Below are 24,455 nucleotides of genomic sequence, written 5' to 3' on the forward strand. Positions count from 1 at the left end.
GGTCGCTGGGTGAACCTATATTGGTTGGCTTCGTGACCAATATAGGTTGCTTTCATGACCAATATAGGTTCACCCAGCGACCAATATAGGTTGGTGCCACCCTCATCAGTGGGTATGTATTGCCTCCTTTTCAGTGTAACTAAAGCTATTCATCAGATGGGGGCGCTAGCATAGAAAGGCAGCAGCATTATATTCCTTCCTATAAGGCTTTGTTTGTGGAGGTGGCGGATCATGAGTAGTTGTTTGGGTATGGAGTCGGTATTTGGCGAAATCCTCGTATCTTTGTGTACTACTTCTTGAGTATCTGTGCGTTCTTTGTCCTACTTCCCTGAGTCCTCTGGGCATGTTAGTAAGGCCACAGAAGAGGAGTAAGCGACTTGAAATTATGATCAATAGAGTACTAATACGCACCCGTGTACTTCAGGTGGCTTATGCTCACCTACATCGTGGTGAGCTAAAGCTGACCGCTGCTGAGCAGGATCTCTTGCTCAGTCTCCATCGTACGTACGACCTTTACCTCTTCCTCCTGCAGCTTATCCCTTCCTTCACGGAGTTCTACCGTGAGGTGCTTGAGATCCGTAAGAATAAGCATCTTGCGACTAGGGCAGAGCGTAGCCCCAATCTGCGCCTTCTGGAGAATCGCTTGGCTGTTAAGCTTGCGGCGTCAGAGAAGCTGAATACCTGGTATGAGGGTTTCAGCCTCCGCTGGGAGGAAGATGAAGCACTCCTGCGCCACCTCCTCCGTCGCATCGAAGCTTCGGATATCTATGTAAATTATCTCAAGGCTACTGAGGTAGGCTTTGAAGAGGATCGTGCTTTCTGGGTCGATGTCTTTACACAGATCATTGCGACTGATGATGTACTTGCCGAATGGCTGGAGCAGCATTCGATCTACTGGCAGGATGACTTGAGAGAAGTCGAGAAGGCTGAAGTCGAAGACCGCCCTGCTACCGAAGAAGAGGATCTAGAAGTTGCCCTTACGGAGGCTCGAGAAGCAGGCACTTATCAGAGTGCACGCTTGGAGAATGGTCCTGTAGAAGTCGTGAAGGACTTCGTCGAGAAGACTCTGCGCAAGAGCGAAGAGGATACTGCCATCGACGATGATATCCGTCCGGCCTTCAAGGACGAGGATGATGAGCGCTTTGCTCGTCTGCTCTTCCGTCAGACTCTGCTGAAGTACAATGATCAGATGAAGCTCATCGAGCCTGTGCTGAGTGCAGGGTGGAGTAGTGAGCGTCTGGCAGATATTGATGCCCTGCTGCTCAATCTCGCTGTGACGGAGTTCCTCTATTTCCCTCTTATCCCTACTCAGATCACGATCAATGAGTATGTCGAGTTGGCAAAGCACTACTCGACGAACCATAGCGCCTCCTTCGTCAATGGTGTCCTCGACGCCTTGGCACGAAAGTTGAAGGAGGAGGGGAAGATACTCAAGTAGTATAGCACAAGCATAGCATATTTACCCAATACTTAATACATATAACGAATGGAAATGATTCTCCTCCAGGCCGCAGGACAAAATGGTGGCAGCCCCTTCTCTTCTATCATCATGGTGGTTGCGATCGGCTTGATTCTTTGGCTCTTCATGATTCGCCCTCAGCAGAAGCGTCAGAAGGAGCTGCAGAAGAAGCGTGATGCACTCGGCATCAACGATCGTATCGTGACCTCTGGTGGCCTCTATGGGGTGATCAAGGATATCAAGCAGACCGAGTTCGTCGTCGAGATTGCTGATGGAGTACGTGTCCGCGTTGATAAGGGCTCTGTCTTCCCAGCAGGGGATCCCGAGGCAGCTGCCAAGTAGCCTACAGCCTACGGTCTCACATATATAAGAGGCTGCCTGCTACAAGTGTGCGGGCAGCCTCTCTTCATATCCGCCGTATGATCGTGCGGATCAATGTCTACGAGCTATGCGATTAGATCTGAAGAACTCCCCTCCGAGAGTCCCATTATCAGCCCGAAAGCTGAACTCCTCCCCGCCCAAGCGTCGTAGGAGTAGGGAGCTCTTTATCTTCCTCGTCTTTGTCTTGCTCTCTGCTACCTTCTGGTTCGTGCAGAGCCTTCAGCGTCGCTTTACCTATACGCTGCATATCCCCGTGGTGTATGATTCCATCCCACCCGAGGTGGGTATGCAGACGAAGCTACCTGAGTATATTGAGGTCAGCTTAGAGGATGAAGGGGGGCATCTCTTGGAGTATACGACTCGTGGACTGGCTCCTATCCGCCTTCGCCTGCAGCGTGATCATCAGATCATCGCGGGCTTCTCGCTTTCGGCTTCTGCCCTCTCGGGAGAAGTGCGGAGCCGACTCGCTACATCAGCTCGTGTCATCTCCATCTCACCCGCTTCAATTAATGTGACGGCTTACCGTCGTCATCGTAAGGTGCTTCCGATCACGTTGGGAAGTTTGCCGCAGGTCGCTACGGGCTATGCCATCGGTGATATTGAGCTTACTCCAACGGAGATCACCGTATTTGCTTCGGGGAAGGCCTTAGATACGTTGACTACGATTCTTACAGCTCCCTTCGAGGAGCATGTGCTGAAGGCGACGACGACGACGAAGGTGCGCCTTCTCCTCCCAGATGGAGTATATGCCTCGACCAATGTGGTGCAGGTCCATGTCCCCGTAGAGCAGCTTACGGAGCAGACCTTCACACTTCCCGTCGAGGTGACAGGTGCTCCAGAGGGATTCGTTCTTCTGCCCTTACCTCGAGTAGCTACGATCCAGCTCACGCTACCTCGCTCACGCTACAAGGATATTAAGCCTGAGGAGCTGAAGATAGCTGTAGCTTATCCCGATCTCGTGACGGCTGGCAATGCTTCTGGGGAAACTCCTCGTCAGCTCCCCATCACTCTTGTGCAGAAGCCTGATTGGCTCAAGCACTATCGCTTGACTCCTGACCGTGTGCAGTATGTCATCGAAGAGCGCAAGTAGTCCTCTGCATTCGGCTCGTACCTCTCATGGTATCTACACGCTGGGGGTCACAGGGGGGATAGGTAGCGGAAAAAGTTACATAGCTCGTCTACTTGAGGAGCGTGGCATCCCCGTCTATGATACCGATAGCCGTGCTAAGGCCCTCTACGATACTGATGGAGAGCTCCGAGAAGCGATGATTAGCCTTTGTGGTGCAGGTATCTATGCTCCTTCGGGATTACTGGATCGGAAGGCGCTGGCATCACTGATCTTCGCCGATCGCTCTCTTTTGGAGCAAGTCAATGCCCTCGTGCATCCTGCTGTGCGTCGCGACTTTGTCACTTGGCGCGAAGGGCTCAGCGCAGAAGGGAAACGCTTGTGTGCCTTAGAGAGTGCCTTGCTTCTGGATGCTGGTCTTGATGCCTATGCCGATGGTGTCTTGGCTGTCCTTGCTGATGATACGCTTCGTTTGCGGCGAGCTATGATGCGTGATGGTGTAGGTGAGGACGCTGTCCGTGCTCGCATGCAGCATCAGATGTCTCAGGTGGAATTAGCTCAGCGTGCAGACTTCCTGATATATAATGATGAGGCTCATCCTCTCATCCCCCAGCTTGATAGTCTCTTTGATAAGCTCCTCGACTGAGCTTTCTCAGTGGCTATTCACTCAAATATCCCTATTTTTGCACCCATCAAGGGAGGCAGCCAGCCTTCCGCTCAAATAAGATCCTATATGTTGAAGACTATTCTCTCTATCTCAGGCAAGCCTGGACTCTATCGTCTCCTCTCCTCCGGCAAGAATACGCTCATCGTCGAGTCGCTCCAGACTCAGAAGCGTATCCCCGTTCTGCCCAAGGACCGTGTGGTATCGCTTGGTGATATCTCCATGTTCACTGACGGCGAAGATATTGCTCTCTCGGAAGTCCTCACGCGTCTCCATGAGAAGCAGGCTGGTGTAGCAGTGTCTGAAGAACTCCTCAAGGATAGCGATGCGCTACGCAACTCGTTTGGTGAAGTGATTCCTAACTTTGACCGCGAGCGTGTCTACACCTCGGACATCAAGAAGCTTTACACTTGGTACAACATCCTCATCGAGGCCGGTATCACGGACTTTGCAGACCAAGACGAAGCAGAGTAAGCTCTCGGCTATCTAAAAGAATCATTGTGCCACCGCACGCAGCTATCCCAGCTGTGTGCGGTGGCTTTTTATATCCACCCTTAGCGGCATCATGCTCTACTTGATATATCTAAGATAGATAAATAGGGTAGGGGAATCTATTCATTTTCCCTCTCAGAGGAGTGCGATTCTCACTAAATCACCTATTGAGTACGTGGGTAGAGCTATATAGGATGGGGAAGAAAGCTATATAGCTTTGGACTGATTCCTATATAGCTTTGTGAAGTGACCTATACCAGGTTGTTGCTCCGCATAGGGATAAAAGTTGTGGACGAGTGGCAGATAAGTTTGGACTACATACGTAGCTCTAATATCTACGTACGTGGATCTTTGGATTTGCGTACCTGGTCTTTAAGACTACGTGCATAGATAAATGAAACCCACTATGGGAAGGCGCTTTTTCTTCACGTGAAGGACACTTTTCCCTCCGCTGGATCAGAGGAATACGCGCGATAAGGCGAAGGGCTTGTGTATCTCTTCGGAGGGGCATATCGGGGAGCTGGGCGCGCGATGCCTTAGCACGCTAAAAAGAGGGCAGGACTCGCGGCAACAGTCTCTATTTAAAGTAGCAGCTATTGATAGGGTGAATGAAGGAATAGCTCAAGCTTATTAAAATGAGTGGCTAATGAGTGAACCATCTGATTCTCTTGCTGTTTTCTAACTGAAAGTCACTTTTCGGATTCTTGGTTGACTTGCTAAAAGCCGCATTTTAGGCTCAAAATGAGATACAAATTCTCTTAGAATTGGGGCTGAGGAGCGGTGAAAACTCATCTGAAGAGGCTGCGGTGTGATGGGATTTATGCGTAATGCATATCTTTGCATAGTCAATATGACAATACGGAGGGTTAATGCGGATTATTTTCCCTTATTGGAGCATGGAGATGCTCCTGAATCACGACGCATAAGCCTGTAGTAGTGCTCCTCCTGAATGCTAAGATGGAAGTGCTGCCGAGGCGCTGCAGAAATAGAAGATCAAATAAGTATCTAAATAGAATACAGTTATGGCTAAACTCAAGAAAGAAGAACTGCTGGATATGTACCGCATGATGGAGGATATCCGCAACTTCGACAACAAGGTCAACCAGCTGGTGCGTCGTGGGGAAGTCCCTGGTATGACGCACTTCTCCGTGGGCGAAGAAGCTGCTAACGTCGGTGCTATCGCTGGTCTGGAGAAGGGCGACCTCATTACCTCCAATCACCGTGGCCACGGTCAGAGTATCGCTATGGGCATTGACCTGAATGGTATGATGGCTGAGATCATGGGTAAGGCAAATGGTGTCTGTAAGGGGAAGGGCGGCTCGATGCACATCGCTGATGTCGACGCCGGCAACCTCGGCGCCAATGGGATCGTCGGTGGCGGTATGGGTATCGCTATCGGTGCAGCCCTCACTCAGAAAATGAAGAACACGGGTAAGATCGTCGTATGCTGCTTCGGAGACGGCGCTACCAACGAAGGATCTTTCCATGAAACGCTGAATATGGCAGCCATCTGGAATCTCCCTGTGATCTTCTATTGCATCAATAACGGCTATGGCATCTCTACGCCTATCAGCTCTGTGATGCGTACGAAGCATGTCTATGAGCGTGCTGCCGCCTATGGTATCCCAGGCGTCTTCATCGAAGATGGTAATGACCTCTTAGCTGTACGTGAGACGATGGACAAGGTGATCAAGGATGTACGTGCTGGTAAGGGTCCTGTCCTGGTCGAAGCCATCTCCTATCGCTGGTACGGTCACTCAACCTCTGACCCTGGTAAGTATCGTACTAAGGAAGAGGTAGATGAGTGGAAGAAGAAGGATCCTATCCTCAAGTACCGCAACTACCTGCTTGATAAGAAGCTGGCTAAGGCCGAGGAGCTCGATGCTATCGAATCCGCGAGCCACAAGGCTATTGATGCCGCTGTCGAGTATGGTCGTAAGGGACCTGAGCCCGCTCCCGAGTCGGCCTTCGAAGATATCTTCACTGAATAGGCCACTGCTCTTCACTAACCCTAAGAAAAAGAATAGACTATTATGATAGAAGGACAAGAAACAAAGGTGATGTCCGTACGTGACGCCATCATCGAAGCGATGAGCGAAGAGATGCGTCGCGATGAGAACGTCTTCCTTATCGGTGAAGATGTCGGCGTCTATGGTGGTGACTTCGGTACCTCAGTCGGTATGCTGGAGGAATTCGGTAGTGAGCGTGTACGTGACACGCCTATCTCCGAGAACGCTATCTCGGGTTGTGCTGTCGGTGCTGCTCTGACGGGGATGCGTCCTATCGTCGACGTGACCTTTATGGACTTCATCGTGTACATGATGGACAACATCGTAAACCAGGCTGCTAAGACCCGCTATATGTACGGTGGTAAGGGTTCTGTGCCCGTTGTCTTCCGCTGTGCTGCTGGTTCGGGTCTGGGCTCTGCTGCTCAGCACTCTCAGAGTCTCGAATCATGGTTCTGCCACATCCCTGGTCTCAAGGTCGTAGCTCCAGGTACCCCTGCAGATGTCAAGGGGCTGCTGAAGGCCGCTATCCGTGACAACAACCCTGTGATCTTCCTTGAGTACAAGGCTCAGTACAACATGAAGGGTGAGGTACCTACCTCTCCTGACTTTGTCCTGCCTATTGGCAAGGCTGATATCAAGCGTGTCGGTAAGGATGTCACCGTGGTTACCTACGGCCGTATGCTGGAGCGCGTCCTCAACGCTGCTGACAAGGCTGCAGAGAAGGGTATCGAGGTCGAAGTGGTTGACCTCATGACGCTGGCTCCGCTGGATCGTGAGACGATCATTGAGTCTGTCCGCAAGACAGGTCGTGTACTCCTCGTAAACGATGCTCACAAGACGGGTGGTTTCCTCGGTGAGATCGCAGCTTCTATCGCTGAGAGCGGTGCCTTCGACTATCTCGATAGCCGCATCCTGCGTCTGGCCGCTGAGGATATCCCTACGCCTTACAACCACTCTCTCGAGGTCGCTATGCTCCCCGATGTTGACCGCATCCTGAAGTATATCGAGCGCCTCTACGACAAGCGTTAATCGTCGCACACGAAGATACTATCCGCGTATAGCCCTCTACCCCAATCACAGGTGAGGGCTATACGTCATAAGAATAATCTGAATATGGGAAATGATAAACTAAGAGCCACACCTGCAGCTCGCTCATTGGCTCACCGCATGGGAGTCGACCTGAATGCGATCGCAGGCTCTGGCTACAAGGGGCGTATCCACGCTGAGGACGTAGCTGAATTCAGCTACGAGAAGGCAGGTGGCATCACTCCTCTGGCTAAGAAGATCGCTGATGCCTTTGGCATCGATACCTCTACGATTAAGGGGACGGGCTTCCGTGGGAAGATCACGCGATCTGATGTAGCTGCTGTCCTTGGAGATCGCTATTACCCCAACCTCGAGGGGATCATCGATCCCTTCACGCAGGATAAGCCTGCTGCTCCTGCCGCCGCTCCAGCTGCAGCATCGGCAGCCACTCCCGCTGCTTCAGCTCAAGCTCCTGCACCTGCTGCCTCTGCAATCGCCGCCGCTCCAGGTGAAGTCGAGATCGTACCGATGAACATGATGCGTCGCGTCATCGCTAAGCGTATGGCAGATAGCTACTTCTCAGCTCCTACCTTCGTCCTGAACTATGAGGTCGATATGTACGAAGCTACGAAGCTCCGCAAGCAGCTCCTCGAGCCTATCAAGGAGAAGACGGGCAAGAAGCTCACTGTCACGGATATCATCTCCATCGCTGTCGTGCGCACGCTGATGAATCACCCCTATATCAATGCTTCACTCTCTGCTGATGGCTCACAGATCGAGCTTCACAACTATGTGAACCTCGCTATGGCGGTCGGTATGGATGAAGGCCTTCTGGTGCCTGTCGTTCATGGGGCAGAGAAGCTTGGTCTCGTAGACCTGATGCTCCGTCTCAAGGACATCACCGAGCGTGCTGTTAGCAAGAAGCTTACGCCGCAGGATCAGGAAGGTAGCACCTTCACCATCTCCAACCTGGGGATGTATGGTGTTGAGTCCTTTACCTCGATCATCAACCAGCCTAACTCCGCTATTCTCTCCATCGCAGGGACGAAGGAAATGCCCGTCGTACGCAACGGTGAGGTCGTCATCCGCCCCATCATGAAGATGAGCTTGACCAGCGACCACCGTGTCATAAACGGTCTTGGTGCAGCTAAGTTCATGCAGGAGCTGAAGGCTACCCTGGAGTCTCCACTCCCTCTCCTCGTTTAAATCAACCACTCGAACCACAAAAGAAGATCCTAAATAGATATGGCAACAGAGATCATCATGCCCAAGACGGGCTTAGATATGACCGAAGGTGAGATCGTCAGCTGGCGCAAGAACGAGGGAGACCCCGTACAGGCTGGTGAAGTCCTCCTCGAAATCATGACCGACAAGACGAGCATGGAGCTCGAAGCTGAAGCTTCGGGTGTGCTCCTCAAGATCACTCACCAGGCTGGTGAGACGGTACCCATCGCCGAAGTTATTGGTTACATCGGTGAAGCTGGCGAAAGCCTTGAGACCGTCCGCACAAAGGATGAGATCGTACCTGAAAAGCAGGAAGGTCCTAAGCACGAAGGTGCTGCACTTCCTCTGGTACACCTCGAAGGCTCTTACCACCTTTGCGTCATCGGTGGTGGCCCTGCTGGCTACGTAGCTGCTATCCGTGCTGCACAGCTCGGTGCTAAGGTCGCTATCGTTGAGAAGGCTGAGTTCGGTGGTACCTGCCTCAACAAGGGTTGTATCCCTACCAAGACGTTCCTTCGCAACGCTGAAATCCTCGACGGTGTAGCACAGGCTGCAGCTCGTGGTATCAACTTCGCTGACACCAGCTTCTCTGTCGATATGAAGAAGCTCGTCTCTTACAAGAACAGCGTAGTGAAGAAGCTCACGGGCGGTGTCTACTCACTCCTCAAGAGCAACGGTGTAGAAGTCTTCCGCGGTGTCGGTAAGATCAACCGTGACAAGGACGTCGTCGTCGATGGTAAGGACATCATCAAGGCTGACAAGATCATCCTCGCTGGTGGCTCTAAGGTAGGTCGTCTGCCTATCCCTGGTCTCGATCATCCTGCAGTCCTGACCAGTGACGATATCCTCAGCCTCGAAGAGCGTCCCGAAAGCCTCGTCGTCATCGGCGGTGGTGTCATCGGTGTCGAAATGGCTGAAGCCCTCGTATCCCTCGGTACGAAGGTGACGATCATCGAGATGGCTGACTACATCATCCCTGCTCTTGATAAGGAAGTCTCTAAGACGCTCCGTAGCGAACTCGAAAAGCGCGGTATCAAGATCCTGACCGGTGCTGCTATCGAAAAGATCGAAGACCGCTCGGGCAAGCTCGCTGCTATCCTCAAGGATGGTACGGCTATCGAAGCTGAAAAGGCTCTGCTCTCTATCGGTCGTGTACCTGATCTCGAAGGGGTCGGTGAGATCGAATTCGAGATTGAGCGCGGTCGCATCAAGGTCGACAAGTTCATGGAGACCAGCGTAAAGGGTATCTATGCTCCTGGTGACGTCAACGGTCTGAAGATGCTTGCTCACACGGCATTCCGCATGGGAGAAGTCGCTGCTGAGAACGCTCTCCATGGCAACGAACGTGGCCTGAAGATGCTCTCCGCTCCTTCTGTAGTCTATACGCGCCCCGAGGTCGCTATGGTCGGTCTGACCGAAGACCAGGCACGTGAGAAGTACGGAGATGTCCGCATCGGTAAGTTCGCCTTCGCTGCTAACGGCCGTGCACTTGCTTCAGGTGAAACGGAAGGCTTCGTCAAGGTTGTCCTCGACAACAAGTACGGTGAGATCCTTGGTATCCACATCATCGGTGCTATGGCTGCTGAAATGATCAGCCAGGCTTCGCTGATCATGGAGATGGAAGCTACCGCTGAGGAAGTCATCGCTACGATCTACGGGCACCCCACCTACTCCGAAGCTCTCTATGAAGCTATCGCTGACGCCCTGGGTCTTGCTATTCACCTTCCCGCTAAGAAGAAGTAACTTCTCGTAGAGCTCTTTGTAGCTCTATGCTCTGATAAGATAAGCCTCCCCACTGCTTTTGCACGAAGCGGTGGGGAGGCTTCTTTTTTATCGAGGGTAGGGAAAAGCATCTTTCTCAGGCGATGCTATGAAGTGAGCTATAGAGATAGCTGGCTGATTATCTGATGGATAAATAGGAGATGTAAGACCGTGCGATGACCCTCCCTCAGCTAGTTTCTTTTGCGACCAGTACTGGTCGCTGAAGTGAGCAGTACTGGTTGGGTATATCGACCAGTACTGGTCAGCGAGTGGAGCAGTACTGGTCACCTCTCGGATCAGTACTGGTTACTTTCCCGACTTCATAAGAGTGCTTTCTGCTGAGGTATTTCTCTTAGCTACTGCACTTCTTAGGGAAGGCTTCTTCTTGGAGGAAAGGTGGAGATTTCTCTATGTAGCTACCTTCTGAAATATAGCTATCTTTGAGTGTTATAGCGGTGAGAGGCATTATCTTTTGCCTTCCCATATCTACCTGACTAACGACCCCTACGATGATGATAGAGCTACATATTGACTATATCAAGAATGTCAATTACGCACTCCTACACAACCATATCCCAGTCTGCAGCAGTATAGAGCTCGCGAATGTCGGTGAGGAAGACCTGCTGGATATCAGTGTCTCTATTGGTGGGCGCTTTGTCCAAGAGCAGCGCTCTGCTCTATATAGTCGTATTGATCGTGGGAGCACGGTACGTATCTCTGATGTCGCTGTTCTCCCCAAGGCTGATGCTTTGCTTGAGCTCTCAGAGCGTGTCATCTCCTCCTTCACTGTACAGATCTATAGTGGGGAAGAAGTCTTGCTTTCGCGGGAGTATGACCTGGAGTTGATGGCATTTGATCAATGGCTGGGGACGCAGATCCTTCCACAGTGTCTGGCCTCTTTTGTGGTGCCCAATCAGCCTGCTGTAGGGCGGATGGTCGTCAAGGCATCAGCTCTCCTCAAGCAGATGACAGGGGCAAGTGCCTTTGTCGAGTATCAAGATGGAGATCCCAATACGGTCGTTGAGCAAGTTAGCGCCATCTTTGCTGCGCTCCATCAAGAAGGGATTATCTACCGCGCAGTGCCTGCCAGCTATGAGGCTATCGGGCAGCGCATCACGCTAGCAGATCAGGTCCTTGAGAGTCATCAGGGGAACTGTATTGAGCTGACCCTCTTGATGGCCTCTGTACTGGAGGCGGTTGGGATCAATAGTGGGGTCGTGATCATGCGTGGGCATGCCTTCCTCGGTGTGTGGCTCAGCGAAGTGTGCTACCGTCAGAGCATCTGTGATGATGCATCTTTCTTGGAGAAGGCATGCTCTGACGGGATCTCCGAGATGCTTGTACTTGAGTGTACGGATCTTACTAAGGACTATGCTTCCTTTGAGCATGCACAGGAGATCGCTCGGCAGCATCTCAAGAGGGATAATGAGTTTCAGATGTTCATTGACATAGCTCGCTGCCGTTTGGAGGGTATTATCTCGCTACCAACTCGCCTCAGTGAGGGTGGTACGTGGAAGTTGGCTCCCGAGGAAGCTCCTAAGCATACGGCTTGTGCCATCGAGGCTACCCATCGCACTCGATATGATTTGGATCGTGCCTATGACGATAAGACGGAGGTCAATAAGCTTGATATCTGGGAGCGGAAGCTCTTGGACTTCTCCCTGCGCAACAATTTCCTCAATCTCTCTGTTCGTAGCCGTGCCATACAGTTCATCTCCTTCGATGTCGCTTCGATAGAGGACTACTTGCAGGAGAATACGGAGTACTGCATCCATCCTATTCCTGAGGGAGTCGTACGAGTAGATAGAGAAGAGCGCTTACTTCGCTCCAGTATGATTAGCTCTCTGGAGCCACTGATTCTAAATGATATCACGAGGCAGAAGCTCTTACATACCTACTACGCTGAGGATGAGACACAGCTGATCCTCAAGAATATCTATCGTCATGCTAGTACGACGAGGGAAGAGACGGGGGCTAATCCGCTCTATCTTGCTATTGGACTCCTTCGCTGGTATGAGAAGAAGAATAGCCCTCGAGCACGCTATGCTCCGCTTCTTCTCCTACCCGTAGATCTTGTCTATAAGCGTGGGCGCTACTATATCCGCAAGCGAGATGAGGAGATCTCACTCAATATCACCCTCATCGAATATATCCGCCAGACCTACGGCATACGCATCAAGGGGATTGATCCCCTTCCCCGTGATGAGCATGGTGTCGATGTACTCCTCATCTTTGCGCAAGTCCGAGACGCTCTCCGAGAGCAGAGTAAGTGGGATGTCGAGGAGGAGTGTGTCCTTGGGACGTTCTCCTTCAATAAGTACCTGATGTGGCACGATATTCATAATCACCGTGAGGAGCTTCTCTCGCATCCTGTCGTCGCCAGCCTCGTCAGTGGTTCGCTCCAGTGGCAACCTCAGTCTCTGCAGACGAACTTGGCAGAGGAGGATAAACATCTGACTCCTGGGAGCATTGCTCTACCTGTCCCCGTAGACTCGTCACAGCTATCTGCTGTCTTGGAGGCAGGGCGTGGCTCCTCTTTCATACTCTATGGTCCTCCGGGTACGGGGAAGTCACAGACGATCACGAACCTCATCGCCAATGCGCTGTACCAGGGGCGGCGAGTGCTCTTCGTCGCAGAGAAGATGGCTGCTCTCAGCGTGGTGCAGAGCCGACTTGAGAAGATCGGCCTTGATCCCTTCTGCCTCGAGCTTCACTCCAACAAGGTGACGAAGAAGCATGTCTTGGAGCAGCTGGATAAAGCTCTGCATGCGGCGAAGATCCGAGAGCCAGAGGAATATGACTCCATAGCTCAGAAGCTCTACGAGCGTCGTACGCTGCTGATCCAGTATATGGAGAGTCTTCATAAGGATCGCGAGGGAGCCAAGCTCTCCCTCTACGAATGTATATCGCGCTATGAGTCGTATGAGGTAGAGCCTCTTGAGGTCGCATTGAATGAGCAGCTGGCACATCTTGATGGGGGATTTATCACACACTGCGAAGAGCTGCTTGGTAGCAAGCTCCCCGCAGTACCCAATGTTGCAGGGCAGCCCTCGGAGCATCCTCTGGTTGGCTTGTGGCCCACACTTGCCTGCATCCAAGAGCCGCAGACCTTAGCACGTCTCCTTGACGAAGGTGTGACTCTCGCAGGACGCATACAGCGTGCGCGTATTCTCCTTACGGAGATCTTTGGCGCAGATCTGGAGGATAGTGAGCGAAGTCTACGTCTTGGTATAGACCTCCTCTCAGAGATCTCAGCCTCTCCACTGATGCACTCATCTGTCACCGCTATTGCTTTTGATGAGCATCAGAGAGCCCAGCTGCGCTCGATCTGGGAGCATCTGAAGCATCGTGATGAACTCCGTGCTATGCTCACGGCTGACTGCCGTGAGGAGTTCTTAGAGATAGATGCACTGAGCCTCCTACAAGAGTGGAAGGCTATTGAAGACTCTTGGTTCTTACCTCGCTTCTTTGCCTCCCGTAGCTACCTCAAGAAGATACGCTTCTACAGTGAGAAGCTGCAAGCTCAGACAGTAGCAGGGTATCTGGAGCGTGTGCTTGAGTATCAGAAGGAAGTTAAGCACTGTGCGGGAGAGAGTGGAGGGATACACCAGCTTTTGGGACGTAGCCTTTCTACTACGGAGCTGGGAAGCCTCTTGGATTACCTCCCTCGTTTGGTGAAGGCTGTAGAGGCTTTTGCTGAGGGGCTACAGCTCTCAGTCTCCACTATCCGAGAGTCCATTAAGCCTGCTTTCACTGAAGAGCTAAAGCATCAGCTCCGAGGGCTCGATGCTCTCTCCGGTGAGTGGTCGCAGTATATAAAGGTGGCAGAGCCCTGGGTATCGTATAAGTTCCCTTCCGATAGCTCCTTCTCTGTGGCGCTTTCTTCGTGCTTCTCTCGCTGGCAGACTCATCAGGGGCTGGTCGGGAAGTGGTATAGCTGGATACAGCTGCGTAGAGAACTTTCCTCGCAGGGCCTTGACATCGTGATTCGCGAGGTGGAGGCGAAGCGAGTAGATGCAGCGCAGCTTATGCAAGCCTTCTTCAAGGGGCTCTATCGTGCCTTAGCCGAGCAGAAGATAGCTCGGAGCGAGCTTCTCTGCACGTTTGAGGGTGAGCTTTTTGATCAGCAGGTGCAGCGCTACAAGGAGTTGACTGCAGAGTTCCAAGAGCTGTCGAAGAAGATGCTCTATGCTCGCTTGTCCAATCAGCTTCCCCATGTCTACGAGGACATAGATAATAGCTCGGAGATCGGGCGCCTCAATCGTAATATAGCCAATGGAGGGCGAGGTACTTCAATTCGCCAGCTGCTGGATGATATCCCTAACCTTCTACCGCGCCTCTGCCCTTGTATGCTGATGAGCCCTATGTCGGTGGCACAGTACATAGACTTAGGGGCGGAGAAGTTCGACTTAGTGGTCTTTGATGAAGCCTCTCAGATGCCGACCAGTGAAGCTGTAGGAGCTATAGCTCGAGGGAATGCCCTCATCGTGGTAGGAGACCCCAAGCAGATGCCTCCAACGAGCTTCTTCAGTACGAACTCCGTCGAGGAAGAAGAGGAGAGTATCGATGACTTGGAGAGCATCCTGCAGGACTGCCAGGCTCTCAGTCTACCTTCGCTACAGCTGAATTGGCACTACCGCTCTCGCCACGAGAGCCTTATCGCCTTCAGTAACCATGAGTACTATGATGGGGAGCTCATTACCTTCCCCTCAGTAGATGACCAAGCGACGAAGGTGCGATTCATTCACATCAAGGGGACCTATGATAAGGGGAAGACCCGACAGAATAAGGCCGAAGCTGAGGCGATCGTCCATGAGGTATGCCGTCGTCTGCGTGATGATAGCTTGAGAGGGGAGAGTATGGGTATAGTGGCTTTCAGTGCCGCACAGCAGAATCTTATTGAAGATACGCTGACCGAGCGTATGGCTCGTGATACCTCGCTACAAGAGTTTGCCGACCAGCTCTATGAGCCTATCTTCATCAAGAACCTTGAGAATGTGCAGGGTGATGAGCGTGATGTCATCCTCTTCTCTATCGGCTATGGTGCAGATGCTACGGGGCAGGTCAGTATGAACTTTGGCCCGTTGAATAAGGCAGGGGGTGAGCGTCGCCTCAATGTAGCCGTCAGTCGCGCTCGCTGTGAAATGCTGGTCTTCTCGACGATGACCAGTGATCAGATTGATCTGCGCCGCACGAAGGCTAAGGGCGTAGAGGGCTTGAAGCACTTCCTCGAGTATGCTGAGCGACAGACGCTCGTACGTCGCCCTCAGCCTGATATGGACTCTGCCGACCGCATCATCGCCGAGCAGATAGCTAATCGCTTACAGAAGGCTGGCTATCCTGCGATGACTCAACTGGGACGCTCGAACTTCAAGGTCAACCTTGCTGTAGCCTTGCCCAGTGCACCAGATTGCTATCGCTTAGGGATCTTGATCGATGGAGAAGCCTACCGACGTACTCAGACGACTCGAGATCGTGAGGTCGTGCAGCCGAGCGTACTCGGGAGCCTCGACTGGGAGGTGATGCGTGTATGGAGTCCGGACTGGTTCCGCCAGCCTGACCTCGTCATAGAGCGCATCCTTGCCCGACTGAAGTCGCTCCCAGAGCGCCCTCTGAAGCAGCAGTCTACAGCAGTATCTTCTCCCTTCGCTATCACTGAGGCAGATCTGATCGCTGAGCCGATAAGCTCTTCTGAGGCGCTGGAGTACCCCGCTACCGATAGCTATACCAGCACTTCGCTGGAGGACTTCGTCCGTGAGGTCGTAGACCGAGAGCAGCCTATTACCTATTTGCTCCTCTTGAAGCGTGTGGCGGCCTTCAAGTCTTTTGCGCGAGTTAGCTCGACGATTACGGGGATCGTGGATGCCCTCCTGCCCATGTTCTTCACTGTCTCTGACCGTGATGGTCGGACTCTTTGGCTTACACAGAAAGATGGTGAGCAGTGGAAGGGGTACCGCCCCAATACTGCGATCGCAAAGCGTTCGATAGAAGAGATCCCTTCGGTCGAACTGATGGAGGTCCTCCTTGAAGTGGTGAAGCAGAATGTGTCGATCGCCCCTGATGCAGCGACCCTTATTGCTGCAAAGCGCATGGGATTCTCTCGCCGTGGAGCTAATGTTGATGCTGCCTTCTCCTACGCTCTTGAGCAATTACAGCAGAGTGGTTTGCTCTTGGAGAATGAAGGAAAGCTGATACTGTCGAGATAGTTTTTCGCAAATCTGAGAGGGTAGAGTAGGGTACCTCCACTCTCCAGTCGTCTTTACAATCTGTGCCCAGTGATATATCTGATGATGAAGTATAATAATGCTGATGTACGGCGTCACGATCGCCTGCTTAATGAAGAGCGTGCTCTGGAGCTACTCCGTGAGAGCGAGTACTGTGTCCTCTCGATGATCGATGAAGAGGGTAAGCCCCGAGCGTCGAGCATTGGCGAGCATATCGTGGCGTACCGCTATCCAGCTACCAGGAAGGATCGACCGAAAATCGCTGCCCCGCTGCCTCCGCCCCGAGGTTGGGAACATAGCCCCCTCGAGCTAACTCTTCATCTTCATTCGCTAGGAATACCATAGCCTTAGCTCGAAGGCTGTGGTAGAGCTCCTCGGGATCTTCCTGAGACGTGTAGAGCGTCGTGGAATGGCCTGCTTGAGGTGTTGCCTTCATCATTATCCTCTTAACTCTGCTAGTCTGTGCCAGCTGGTTACGTGGTTTGGCGATACACTAGGGATTGGCTAACTTAGCGGGTGAATAGTGATGAATGCTAAGATCAGTAGGCACTTCCTTTGGTGTGCCGCTCCCTTCGTGTACGCTGCCCCATTGCGGGGGGATCGTTGGTCTGCAGTACAAGGGTATAGAAAGATTTCCAATAAGCTAAACTACGCTATCCTGGTATGAGAAAAAGGATACTTAAATTTTTAGAATTAAAGAGGCTAAGCAGGCTATCCTTCTATAAGTCCACCGGCTTGTCTAGTGGATTCCAAGACAAAGAGGCCGAAATAATGGAAGCCTCTCTTAGAAAAATAGCTAACTCTTATCAAGACCTAAATATTGATTGGGTGCGTACAGGCGAGGGGGAGATGCTACTGACCGAGCCAAATCCCGGAGCGAGCCTGCTTGACGTAGGTCGTCGTACGGATGTTTGGGTCGGTACGGATAATCGTGTGTATTGGACGGAGGCGCTTCAGGTTGGTCACGAAGAGGATCTACAGCGAGCTCAGTCTGAGGGAGTACGCCTCATCCCCGAGTACACCGAGGCCTTCCGTGGAGGCAATCAAGGGGAGGCCGGCGAGCTTCAGATAATAGACACCTATTGGGGCATCCCCAACCTCGAGGGGGAGATGATCATCCATGGCAACTCTATGTCCCCGAAGTACCTAGAGGGTGTCGTGTCGCTCTGAAGCGCTACCCGTTTAGCCCAGCCAATCCCCTAGGCATCCAGTTTGGGGAAGTCTACGCGGTAGCGGTACGCCAAGGGGACGGCTACCCTCCCCTACACTTCATCAAGCGCCTGCATCGTCACCCCGACAAGGCGAAGGAGCGTACTACCTACATTGCCCGTAGCATCAATCCCGACTACGACGACTTCGAGGTATCGGTCTCGGACATCTGCCATCTCTCGGCGGTCGTTGCCCGCATCGAGGTCGAGCCCCTCTTCTCCTTCTAAAGACAGCCTATGGGCCACCATTGAGATATTACATTATCCATTCCGAGATATTCTGTACCTTCACGGAGATAAAAACAGCTAGATTATGAGGAGGAAAGACTTAACATTGCGCGCATTCTCAGTTGAAAGAATGAGTGGTATGTCCTTGAGCGAAAGCGAACCATTGAGCCTTTTAGATTTGCTCCGGCAACGTCTCCCCGCAACATGTGCTGGAGATCGACGCATGCCTCTAAATCCTACAAGTGATGATGAAGATGTACTTTCCGCCTATGCAGACTCTAACAACTGCTTGTTTGGTGTCATACTATGCATTGCCCCAGGCACTCAGATGGGGGAGATCCGCCCAGAGATGTTTGCGCAGCCGATGATAAGCATAGATGAGCTTGGAGGCTTGGAGGCTAATGCTAATTCATCCATCTATAAGCACTGCTACTATTTCGCTCTTAGTAGTAGAACCCTCGTGACGACTCTTGGAAAGAGCTCCTCTATCAGCAGAGTAGAGACTTATTTGAATTGGTTGATAGAAGAAATCCGTGGGGAGACCCTATTCAACTTTACCCCTATGATTTCAACGGAACTTCCAATCAAGCCTAAGGACATTAAAGAGATGACAATACTCCCTCCCAGAACGAGGTCAGTCGAGACGGAGGATAGTCAGGCAGATACAGAGGAAGCATCAAGGGCTTACAAGATAAACTGGAACAGGATCAAGAGCCTTTTCGGTGACAGTTTGAACCTAGACGAGCTCAAAGCAAACAACATTCTTGAAGCTGAACTTAATATAAAGTTCACACGGCCTAAGAATATGACTCCTCAGAACTATGAGCGACTGCTCGGTCAGAGTCTAAGGGTTATATCTGGCTTAGATCAAGTCCAATTTAGGGGCAAGAAGGGAAAGAAATATGTAGTAGGCTCTGACATGCAACGAGAGAAGAGCGTCAAGATAGAATTAACAGAAAATGGACATCTTTCCGAGGAGCAGCTCAAGCAGGAGATGGAGCGATATCTTCTCGAACTCACACAAGGATAGTAACTCAGATGAAGCTCCAGGCAAATTTACTTCGCTACCTTTTCGTTATTGTGCTAGGAATAGTCTTTTCAAGTCTACTCCCAAGGCTAACCGTTAATATCGAAATAGCAAAGCTTCTGTTTGGTGTGGCTGGAATCTTCTTCCCCGTATCACTAGCGGTCATCACTTCGATGGATCTCTACAGAGTTAAGAATACCGAAGCAAGAAGAGAGATTAGGCGCAACCTGAGAGATCAGCGGAATGGTCTCTGTTTCCACTTCATCATGGCCATGATAGGCTTGATAACTATCTACCTTATCCCTGATGGAGGAGGTACCATTGAGCCTAGTATCATTGGCTTCATTTCAGTCAACATTCCTCTCGTGGTCACCCTGATCATCTGTGAATCTATTCTATACATGACCATAACCTTCACCAGCACTCAAAAGCTACGAGAAGATATTGAAGATAAGCTTGATGAAGAAGAAAGGAGAAGGAAGCATAGGGAGTGATATAGCTATTATTAAGGAAGTCAGTATCGAGGTAGTAGACGAACACTCCCGTCTGGTAGATGAAGAAGCTCTTAAACAAGAGATGGAAGGATTCCTCGGGAGCATCCCAAATCTCATAGAGGACACCACTACATGAAGCCCATCGTAAGAAGACTAGTTGGACAGATGGTGATAGCAGTAATACTCGCTTTACTACTATCATCTTGGACTTCTATCCCTGCATCATCGTCAGTCACAGGAGCGCTGTATACCGTTGTGGGAGTTGCATCCTCTCTCTCAATAAGCATGGCTATTTCCATTGACCTCAAGGAGGTGAGAGAGCCCAGATACCGGAGCAAGCTCAAGAAAGATATCCGGACGCTCCTAGATAGCTTAGTCTGTGACTTTAGTATCGCCTCCTTCGCCTTGCTTGCATCGATAACCAACGAGTCTTTTACGATAACACTTTCAGGCATATCCCTATCTCTAAGTATAAGCCTACTCTCATCCATAATCATAGCTCTTTCGCACGTATATAACCTCCGCAACATCTACGCGATATACAAGTTCAAAGCAGACCTAGAGGAGCGTATCATATCCGAAGGCGAAAAGAGGAAGGGATAGCCCCTATCCACACCGCATAAAAGACGAAGCCCCAACCGAGTAGAGGTCCGGGTGCCGCTATATAACAAATACCCGGTCGGGAATCTATACAACTGCTCTATTGGCTCCGTCTCATCTATCGTCTATAGCACCTTCTCTTTGCAGCTTCACAAGGACTGAGGGATGGGCTTCTCGGTATCGTTGGTTCAGGGCTGACGCATGATGTTTCTTCCAGCTGATCGAAGTTGGTTAGCTTTGAAGTCATCTCTATAATCTGCCACCAACTATTTATATGTCTGATGATGAAGTATAATAATGCTGATGTGCGGCGTCGTGATCGCCTGCTTAATGAAGAGCGTGCTCTGGAGCTACTCCGTGAGAGCGAGTACTGTGTCCTCTCGATGATCGATGAAGAGGGTAAGCCCTACGGCTTCCCCATCAATCATATCTGGGATGGTGGAGACTGCATCTATGTCCACTGTGCCCCTGAGGGAAAGAAGCTTCGTGCTATACGTGCTGGTCATCCTGAGGTTTCCCTCTGTATTGTCGGGCGCGTGAATCTCCTTCCGAGTAAGTTTACTACCGAGTATGAGAGCGTCATCCTCCGAGGGACTGCACATATTGATCTCAGCGAGGAGGAGCGCCGGCATGCGCTTCATCTTCTCTTGGAGAAGCTTTCGCCTAATGATATGGAGCTGGGAAAGGTATATGTGGAGAAGTCCTTCCATCGGACGGAGATCATTCGTATTGACATTACGGAGTATAGTGGCAAGCGTAAGTACGTCCCACAGACAGGAGCTTCACATGCCGGAGACTGATACCCCCTCCCCGATGAAGCATATGTCCCGCAAGACCTCTACTGAGGTCTTGCGGGACACATGCTTTATAAAAGAGTGTGGGGATGCCTTGCGACATCCCCACCGTGAATCAGCTGGGGTTCGAACCCAGGACCCCATCCTTAAAAGGGATGTGCTCTACCGACTGAGCTACTGATTCTACCTAAGCTTTTAGCGTGTCCATATTGCAGGAGGCACTCTAAAGCGTTGCAAAGGTAAGCAATATCGGTGATACATCCAATATCTATGCCGTGGGTGTGTAGCGCTCCCACACCAAGGCGCAAGCCTTACTTCCTCAAGACCGAGGAGCAAAGCAATAGAGATGTCAAGCATAGAGCAATAGTTGTTCGCACTCAAATCAGTAGTGCTCCGCGCTCGAACCAATAGTAGTTTGGATAGTGAACCAATAGTAGTTTGACCCCCAAACGAATAGTTGTTTCGCATACAGACCAGTAGTCGTTTGGATCTCGCTTCACTAAGAGAGGGCAGTCTTACCCTGTATGGCATATACGAGAGAGGGGAGGTGCTACCGACCTATATTGGTCACTGAGTCAACCTATATAGGTTCGCGTCGTGACCTATATTGGTCGGAAGAGCAACCTATATAGGTCAGCCCGATGACCAATATAGGTTCATACCACTCCCTTCCATAGGCAACCACACATCGGCATACAAGAAGATGATATAGAACCGCTTGCCCTCGAGCTCCACAGTGGGAGCTCAAGGGAAGCCTTCTATATGGATCGCCCTAGTGGGGTGATAGATCCGGATGGTGCGAAGTGCGTCCTACTCAGGATTAGTACCCGTGTTCTGCTTGAGTTGCTCGGGATTCGCCTGGATATCGTCCGTCAGGATCGGATAGAGCGTGCGGTAGGTCTGCGAAGTAGCACCAGCCTTCCAAGGCTATACGTAGCGCAGTTACCTTGAATGGGTAAGCTATGGGGTAGGCCGTGGAGAGTATATTGACATAGAGCTATATTAGAGGGCATTATATAGGCTCACAGGCGGTTTCCTGCGGGCTTTTTGCTATCTTTGACCTGCAAAACAACGACGGACGTTACAACCACATGACTCTTTTAGAACAGACGACAGTAGACTACAACGACAGTGATATCAAGACCTTGGAGTGGGACGAGCATATTCGTCGCCGCCCGGGGATGTATATCGGGAAGCTTGGAGATGGCTCCCATTCCGATGATGGTATCTATGTCCTGCTGAAGGAAGTCCTTGACAACTCGATCGACGAGTATGTCATGGGGGCTGGTAAGAAGGTTGAGATCACTATCCGTGAGGGTCAGGTGACGGTGCGTGACTACGGGCGTGGTATCCCTCTCGGTAAGCTCATCGATGCCACGAGCAAGATGAACACTGGGGGGAAGATTGATTCTAAGGCCTTCAAGAAGTCTGTCGGGCTTAATGGTGTCGGTATCAAAGCTGTTAATGCTCTCTCCATTCACTGTGAGATCACCGTCTGGCGTGAAGGTCTGACGAAGACTGTTCGCTACTCCCACGCCAAGCTTTTAGAGGAGACCGAGGCCGTTCCCTCCGATGAGCCGTCGGGGACGCGAGTCGTCTTCCGTCCCGATGCTGACCTCTTCCGCGACTACGAGTACAAGGATGAGTTCGTCGAGACGATGGTGAAGAACTACTCCTTCCTCAATGCAGGTCTTGCTCTCATCTATAATGGCAAGCGCTATCTCTCGAAGCGTGGCTTAGCAGACCTCCTTGAGGAGAACATCACCGAGGAGCCTCTGTATCCTATCATCCATCTCAAGGAGGACGACGTCGAGATCGTCCTGACCCATACCTCGCAGGTAGGGGAGGACTTCTATAGCTTTGTCAACGGACAGAATACTACACAGGGAGGTACGCACCTCTCGGCCTTCAAGGAGGCCGTAGCTCGTGTCATCAAGGACTTCTTTGGGAAGAACTTCGACTACCGCGACATCCGCTATGGGATGGCAGCTGCCATCAGCATTAAGATCGAGGAGCCCGTCTTCGAGAGCCAGACTAAGACCAAGCTTGGGTCAAAGGATATGGAGCCTGATGGGCGAAGTATTCAGAAGTTCCTCAATGACTTCCTTGGTAAGGAGCTGGATAACTACCTCCATATCCACCCCGAGGATGCTGCCATCATGCTGCAGAAGATCCAGGAAAGTGAGCGTGAGCGTAAGTCTCTCAGTGGTGTAGCAAAGCTTGCACGCGAGCGGGCTAAGAAGGCCAGCCTGCACAACAAGAAGCTTCGCGACTGTACGATCCACTTCAATGACCCTAAGGCGAAGGAGCCTGAGCGTACCAGCCTCTTCATCACGGAGGGTAACTCGGCGAGTGGCTCCATCACCACGTGTCGTGACCCCAAGTATCAAGCCGTCTTCAGCCTCCGAGGTAAGCCCCTCAACTGCTATGGCCAGAGTAAGAAGGTGGTGTATGAGAATGAAGAGTTCAACCTCCTTCAGGCTGCTCTCAATATCGAGGATGGTCTCGACGGGCTACGCTACAATCGTATCATCATCGCGACCGATGCTGATGACGACGGGATGCATATCCGTCTACTGCTGATTACTTTCTTCCTGCAGTTCTTCCCCGAGCTGGTGCGTCGTGGGCATGTCTTCATCCTCGAGACTCCGCTCTTCCGCGTCTTCTTGCCCAAGGAGCACAAGAAGTCAGACAACTTTATGACAAGCACTCCTGCTAAGAAGAAGGGCCGTACCAAGAAGACTGCAGAGGAGGCACCTGCCGAAGAACTTGTGACAAACATCTACTGCTACAATGAGGCTCAGAAGCAGGCTGCACTGAAGAAGCTGGGCAAGCGAGCACTGGTCACGCGATTCAAGGGGCTTGGAGAGATCTCTCCAGAGCAGTTCAAGGATTGGATCAGCGAGGAGAATATCAAGCTGGATCCTATCCGTATCCGCAAGGAGGACAATCTAAGCAACCTCCTTATGTTCTATATGGGTAAGAATACCCCCGAGCGTCAGAACTTCATCATCGATAATCTCGTCGTCGATGAATGATCACGCACTATAGATGCCGTTAGTAATACGGCTGTATAAAAAGGAAAGGCCCCGCTACTCAATCATTGAGTAGCGGGGCCTTTGCTATAGGTTAGAGGAGGGATTACTTCTTCTGCTTCTTGCAGCAATCCTGCTGCTTATCCTTGGCGTCCTTCTTGCAGCAGTCCTTCTTTGCACTGTCCTTAGACTTGGCGTCCTTCTTACAGCAGTCCTTCTTGCCTGCTTCCTGAGCGGACTTGTCTGCCTTCTGGTCGCAAGCCTTGCCATCTTTCTTATCGCAAGTCTTGGCGTCCTTCTTATCGCAGGACTTAGCATCGTTCTTGGAACATTCCTTTTTTACGGGTTCCTTCTTTTCGGGGTTCTGAGCCGAGATATTTGCACCGAGCGCTAAGAGGCACGCTGCGGCGAGGATGAACTTCTTCATATTCGCTTTACAGTTTAGAGATAGTAAATAAAGACTATTGGAGTGGTCTCGGGATCGACTTCTTGTGAGCAAGGTAATAAAAGGTAATTGGAATCATACTGCCAGCGCTTTGCCGTCAGGGCTTCCGCATCAAAATCGGCTTCAGTAGTGTTCTCTTCACACAATACTCACATACAAGAGACCATTGCGCAAGCTGTGAAGAGATGGGCTTGCGCAATAGTCTCATGATGCTCGGATCTTCGTGGCGATCAACTCGGATATGTTCCCAAGGCGATAGACGCGAACAGTCTACCATGGTATAGTGGTATAATAGCAGAAGCGGTGCAGCTCCCGATG

Annotated in this window: 20 protein-coding genes, 1 tRNA gene and 1 pseudogene; 18 read left to right on the forward strand and 4 right to left on the reverse strand. The window is 51.4% G+C overall.

The features are described 5' to 3' along the window. Positions 1 to 385 precede the first annotated feature (385 nt). The 11 genes and pseudogenes from nusB to HMPREF1323_RS09285 all read left to right on the forward strand — a co-directional run. Positions 386 to 1,438, forward strand: coding sequence for a transcription antitermination factor NusB (nusB, locus tag HMPREF1323_RS04795; protein WP_009433105.1), 1,053 nt, complete (start codon positions 386 to 388; stop codon positions 1,436 to 1,438). 48 nt (positions 1,439 to 1,486) lie between these two features. Beyond that, on the forward strand, positions 1,487 to 1,801 hold the full coding sequence (yajC, locus tag HMPREF1323_RS04800) for a preprotein translocase subunit YajC (protein WP_009432931.1): 315 nt from the start codon (positions 1,487 to 1,489) through the stop codon (positions 1,799 to 1,801). A 106-nt stretch (positions 1,802 to 1,907) separates the two neighbouring features. Further along, positions 1,908 to 2,930: a CdaR family protein gene (locus HMPREF1323_RS04805; RefSeq protein ID WP_009433036.1), complete on the forward strand. Its 1,023-nt coding sequence runs from the start codon at positions 1,908 to 1,910 to the stop codon at positions 2,928 to 2,930. Further along, positions 2,908 to 3,552, forward strand: a complete 645-nt coding sequence (gene coaE, locus HMPREF1323_RS04810; RefSeq protein WP_009433133.1) for a dephospho-CoA kinase — start codon at positions 2,908 to 2,910, stop codon at positions 3,550 to 3,552. Before HMPREF1323_RS04805 ends, coaE begins: the two co-directional genes overlap by 23 nt. 87 nt (positions 3,553 to 3,639) lie before the next feature. Continuing rightward, positions 3,640 to 4,044: a DUF5606 family protein gene (locus tag HMPREF1323_RS04815; RefSeq protein WP_009432905.1), complete on the forward strand. Its 405-nt coding sequence runs from the start codon at positions 3,640 to 3,642 to the stop codon at positions 4,042 to 4,044. A 1,040-nt stretch (positions 4,045 to 5,084) separates the two neighbouring features. After that, positions 5,085 to 6,053 carry a thiamine pyrophosphate-dependent dehydrogenase E1 component subunit alpha gene (locus HMPREF1323_RS04820; RefSeq protein ID WP_009432961.1) on the forward strand — a complete coding sequence of 323 codons (969 nt, stop codon included), beginning with the start codon at positions 5,085 to 5,087 and terminating at the stop codon, positions 6,051 to 6,053. A gap of 42 nt (positions 6,054 to 6,095) precedes the next feature. Next, the gene (locus HMPREF1323_RS04825; protein ID WP_009433142.1) at positions 6,096 to 7,100 is read left to right on the forward strand and encodes an alpha-ketoacid dehydrogenase subunit beta; all 1,005 of its coding nucleotides are present in this window, start codon (positions 6,096 to 6,098) and stop codon (positions 7,098 to 7,100) included. Positions 7,101 to 7,184: 84 nt separating this feature from the next. After that, positions 7,185 to 8,303 (forward strand): dihydrolipoamide acetyltransferase, encoded by a 1,119-nt coding sequence (locus HMPREF1323_RS04830; RefSeq protein WP_009433010.1) that lies wholly within the window; start codon positions 7,185 to 7,187, stop codon positions 8,301 to 8,303. A 39-nt stretch (positions 8,304 to 8,342) separates the two neighbouring features. After that, on the forward strand, positions 8,343 to 10,064 hold the full coding sequence (gene lpdA / locus HMPREF1323_RS04835; protein WP_009432894.1) for a dihydrolipoyl dehydrogenase: 1,722 nt from the start codon (positions 8,343 to 8,345) through the stop codon (positions 10,062 to 10,064). 527 nt (positions 10,065 to 10,591) lie between these two features. Further along, the gene (locus HMPREF1323_RS04840) at positions 10,592 to 16,288 is read left to right on the forward strand and encodes a DUF4011 domain-containing protein (protein WP_009751914.1); all 5,697 of its coding nucleotides are present in this window, start codon (positions 10,592 to 10,594) and stop codon (positions 16,286 to 16,288) included. Between the two features lie 84 nt (positions 16,289 to 16,372). Further along, positions 16,373 to 16,495, forward strand: a pseudogene (locus HMPREF1323_RS09285) (pyridoxamine 5'-phosphate oxidase family protein); the annotation flags it as partial. Between the two features lie 46 nt (positions 16,496 to 16,541). On the opposite strand, the gene HMPREF1323_RS09235 reads toward HMPREF1323_RS09285, so the two are convergent. Then, a complete protein-coding gene (locus tag HMPREF1323_RS09235) occupies positions 16,542 to 16,745 on the reverse strand; it encodes a hypothetical protein (protein ID WP_009433185.1) in 204 nt (67 codons plus the stop codon). A 332-nt stretch (positions 16,746 to 17,077) separates the two neighbouring features. Between HMPREF1323_RS09235 and HMPREF1323_RS08990 the strand changes: the two genes are divergently transcribed. Next, on the forward strand, positions 17,078 to 17,476 hold the full coding sequence (locus tag HMPREF1323_RS08990; RefSeq protein ID WP_009433120.1) for a hypothetical protein: 399 nt from the start codon (positions 17,078 to 17,080) through the stop codon (positions 17,474 to 17,476). A 92-nt stretch (positions 17,477 to 17,568) separates the two neighbouring features. Here HMPREF1323_RS08990 and HMPREF1323_RS04855 read toward each other — a convergent pair whose 3' ends face one another. Then, positions 17,569 to 17,763, reverse strand: a complete 195-nt coding sequence (locus tag HMPREF1323_RS04855; protein WP_044124042.1) for a hypothetical protein — start codon at positions 17,761 to 17,763, stop codon at positions 17,569 to 17,571. 202 nt (positions 17,764 to 17,965) lie between these two features. On the opposite strand from HMPREF1323_RS04855, the gene HMPREF1323_RS04860 reads away from it, so the two are divergent. The 5 genes from HMPREF1323_RS04860 to HMPREF1323_RS04875 all read left to right on the forward strand — a co-directional run bounded on the left by HMPREF1323_RS04860 (position 17,966) and on the right by HMPREF1323_RS04875 (position 20,663). Continuing rightward, positions 17,966 to 18,772 carry a hypothetical protein gene (locus HMPREF1323_RS04860; protein WP_044124043.1) on the forward strand — a complete coding sequence of 269 codons (807 nt, stop codon included), beginning with the start codon at positions 17,966 to 17,968 and terminating at the stop codon, positions 18,770 to 18,772. Positions 18,773 to 18,780: 8 nt separating this feature from the next. Then, the gene (locus tag HMPREF1323_RS04865) at positions 18,781 to 19,263 is read left to right on the forward strand and encodes a hypothetical protein (protein ID WP_044124045.1); all 483 of its coding nucleotides are present in this window, start codon (positions 18,781 to 18,783) and stop codon (positions 19,261 to 19,263) included. Next, on the forward strand, positions 19,229 to 19,399 hold the full coding sequence (locus HMPREF1323_RS09185) for a hypothetical protein (RefSeq protein ID WP_156795201.1): 171 nt from the start codon (positions 19,229 to 19,231) through the stop codon (positions 19,397 to 19,399). The genes HMPREF1323_RS04865 and HMPREF1323_RS09185 overlap by 35 nt, the downstream gene beginning before the upstream one ends. Next, a complete protein-coding gene (locus HMPREF1323_RS09190) occupies positions 19,396 to 19,866 on the forward strand; it encodes a hypothetical protein (protein WP_156795202.1) in 471 nt (156 codons plus the stop codon). Before HMPREF1323_RS09185 ends, HMPREF1323_RS09190 begins: the two co-directional genes overlap by 4 nt. Before the next feature lie 281 nt (positions 19,867 to 20,147). Further along, positions 20,148 to 20,663, forward strand: a complete 516-nt coding sequence (locus tag HMPREF1323_RS04875; protein WP_044124112.1) for a pyridoxamine 5'-phosphate oxidase family protein — start codon at positions 20,148 to 20,150, stop codon at positions 20,661 to 20,663. A 105-nt stretch (positions 20,664 to 20,768) separates the two neighbouring features. On the opposite strand, the gene HMPREF1323_RS04880 is transcribed toward HMPREF1323_RS04875, so the two are convergent. Further along, a tRNA-Lys gene (locus HMPREF1323_RS04880) sits at positions 20,769 to 20,841 on the reverse strand. 907 nt (positions 20,842 to 21,748) lie between these two features. Between HMPREF1323_RS04880 and HMPREF1323_RS04885 the strand changes: the two genes are divergently transcribed. Then, a complete protein-coding gene (locus HMPREF1323_RS04885; protein WP_009432877.1) occupies positions 21,749 to 23,695 on the forward strand; it encodes a DNA topoisomerase IV subunit B in 1,947 nt (648 codons plus the stop codon). Positions 23,696 to 23,798: 103 nt separating this feature from the next. On the opposite strand, the gene HMPREF1323_RS04890 is transcribed toward HMPREF1323_RS04885, so the two are convergent. Next, on the reverse strand, positions 23,799 to 24,119 hold the full coding sequence (locus HMPREF1323_RS04890; protein WP_052312357.1) for a hypothetical protein: 321 nt from the start codon (positions 24,117 to 24,119) through the stop codon (positions 23,799 to 23,801). Positions 24,120 to 24,455 lie beyond the last annotated feature (336 nt).

The sequence above is a fragment of the Porphyromonas sp. oral taxon 279 str. F0450 genome (genome assembly GCF_000292995.1).
Taxonomy (GTDB): domain Bacteria; phylum Bacteroidota; class Bacteroidia; order Bacteroidales; family Porphyromonadaceae; genus Porphyromonas; species Porphyromonas pasteri.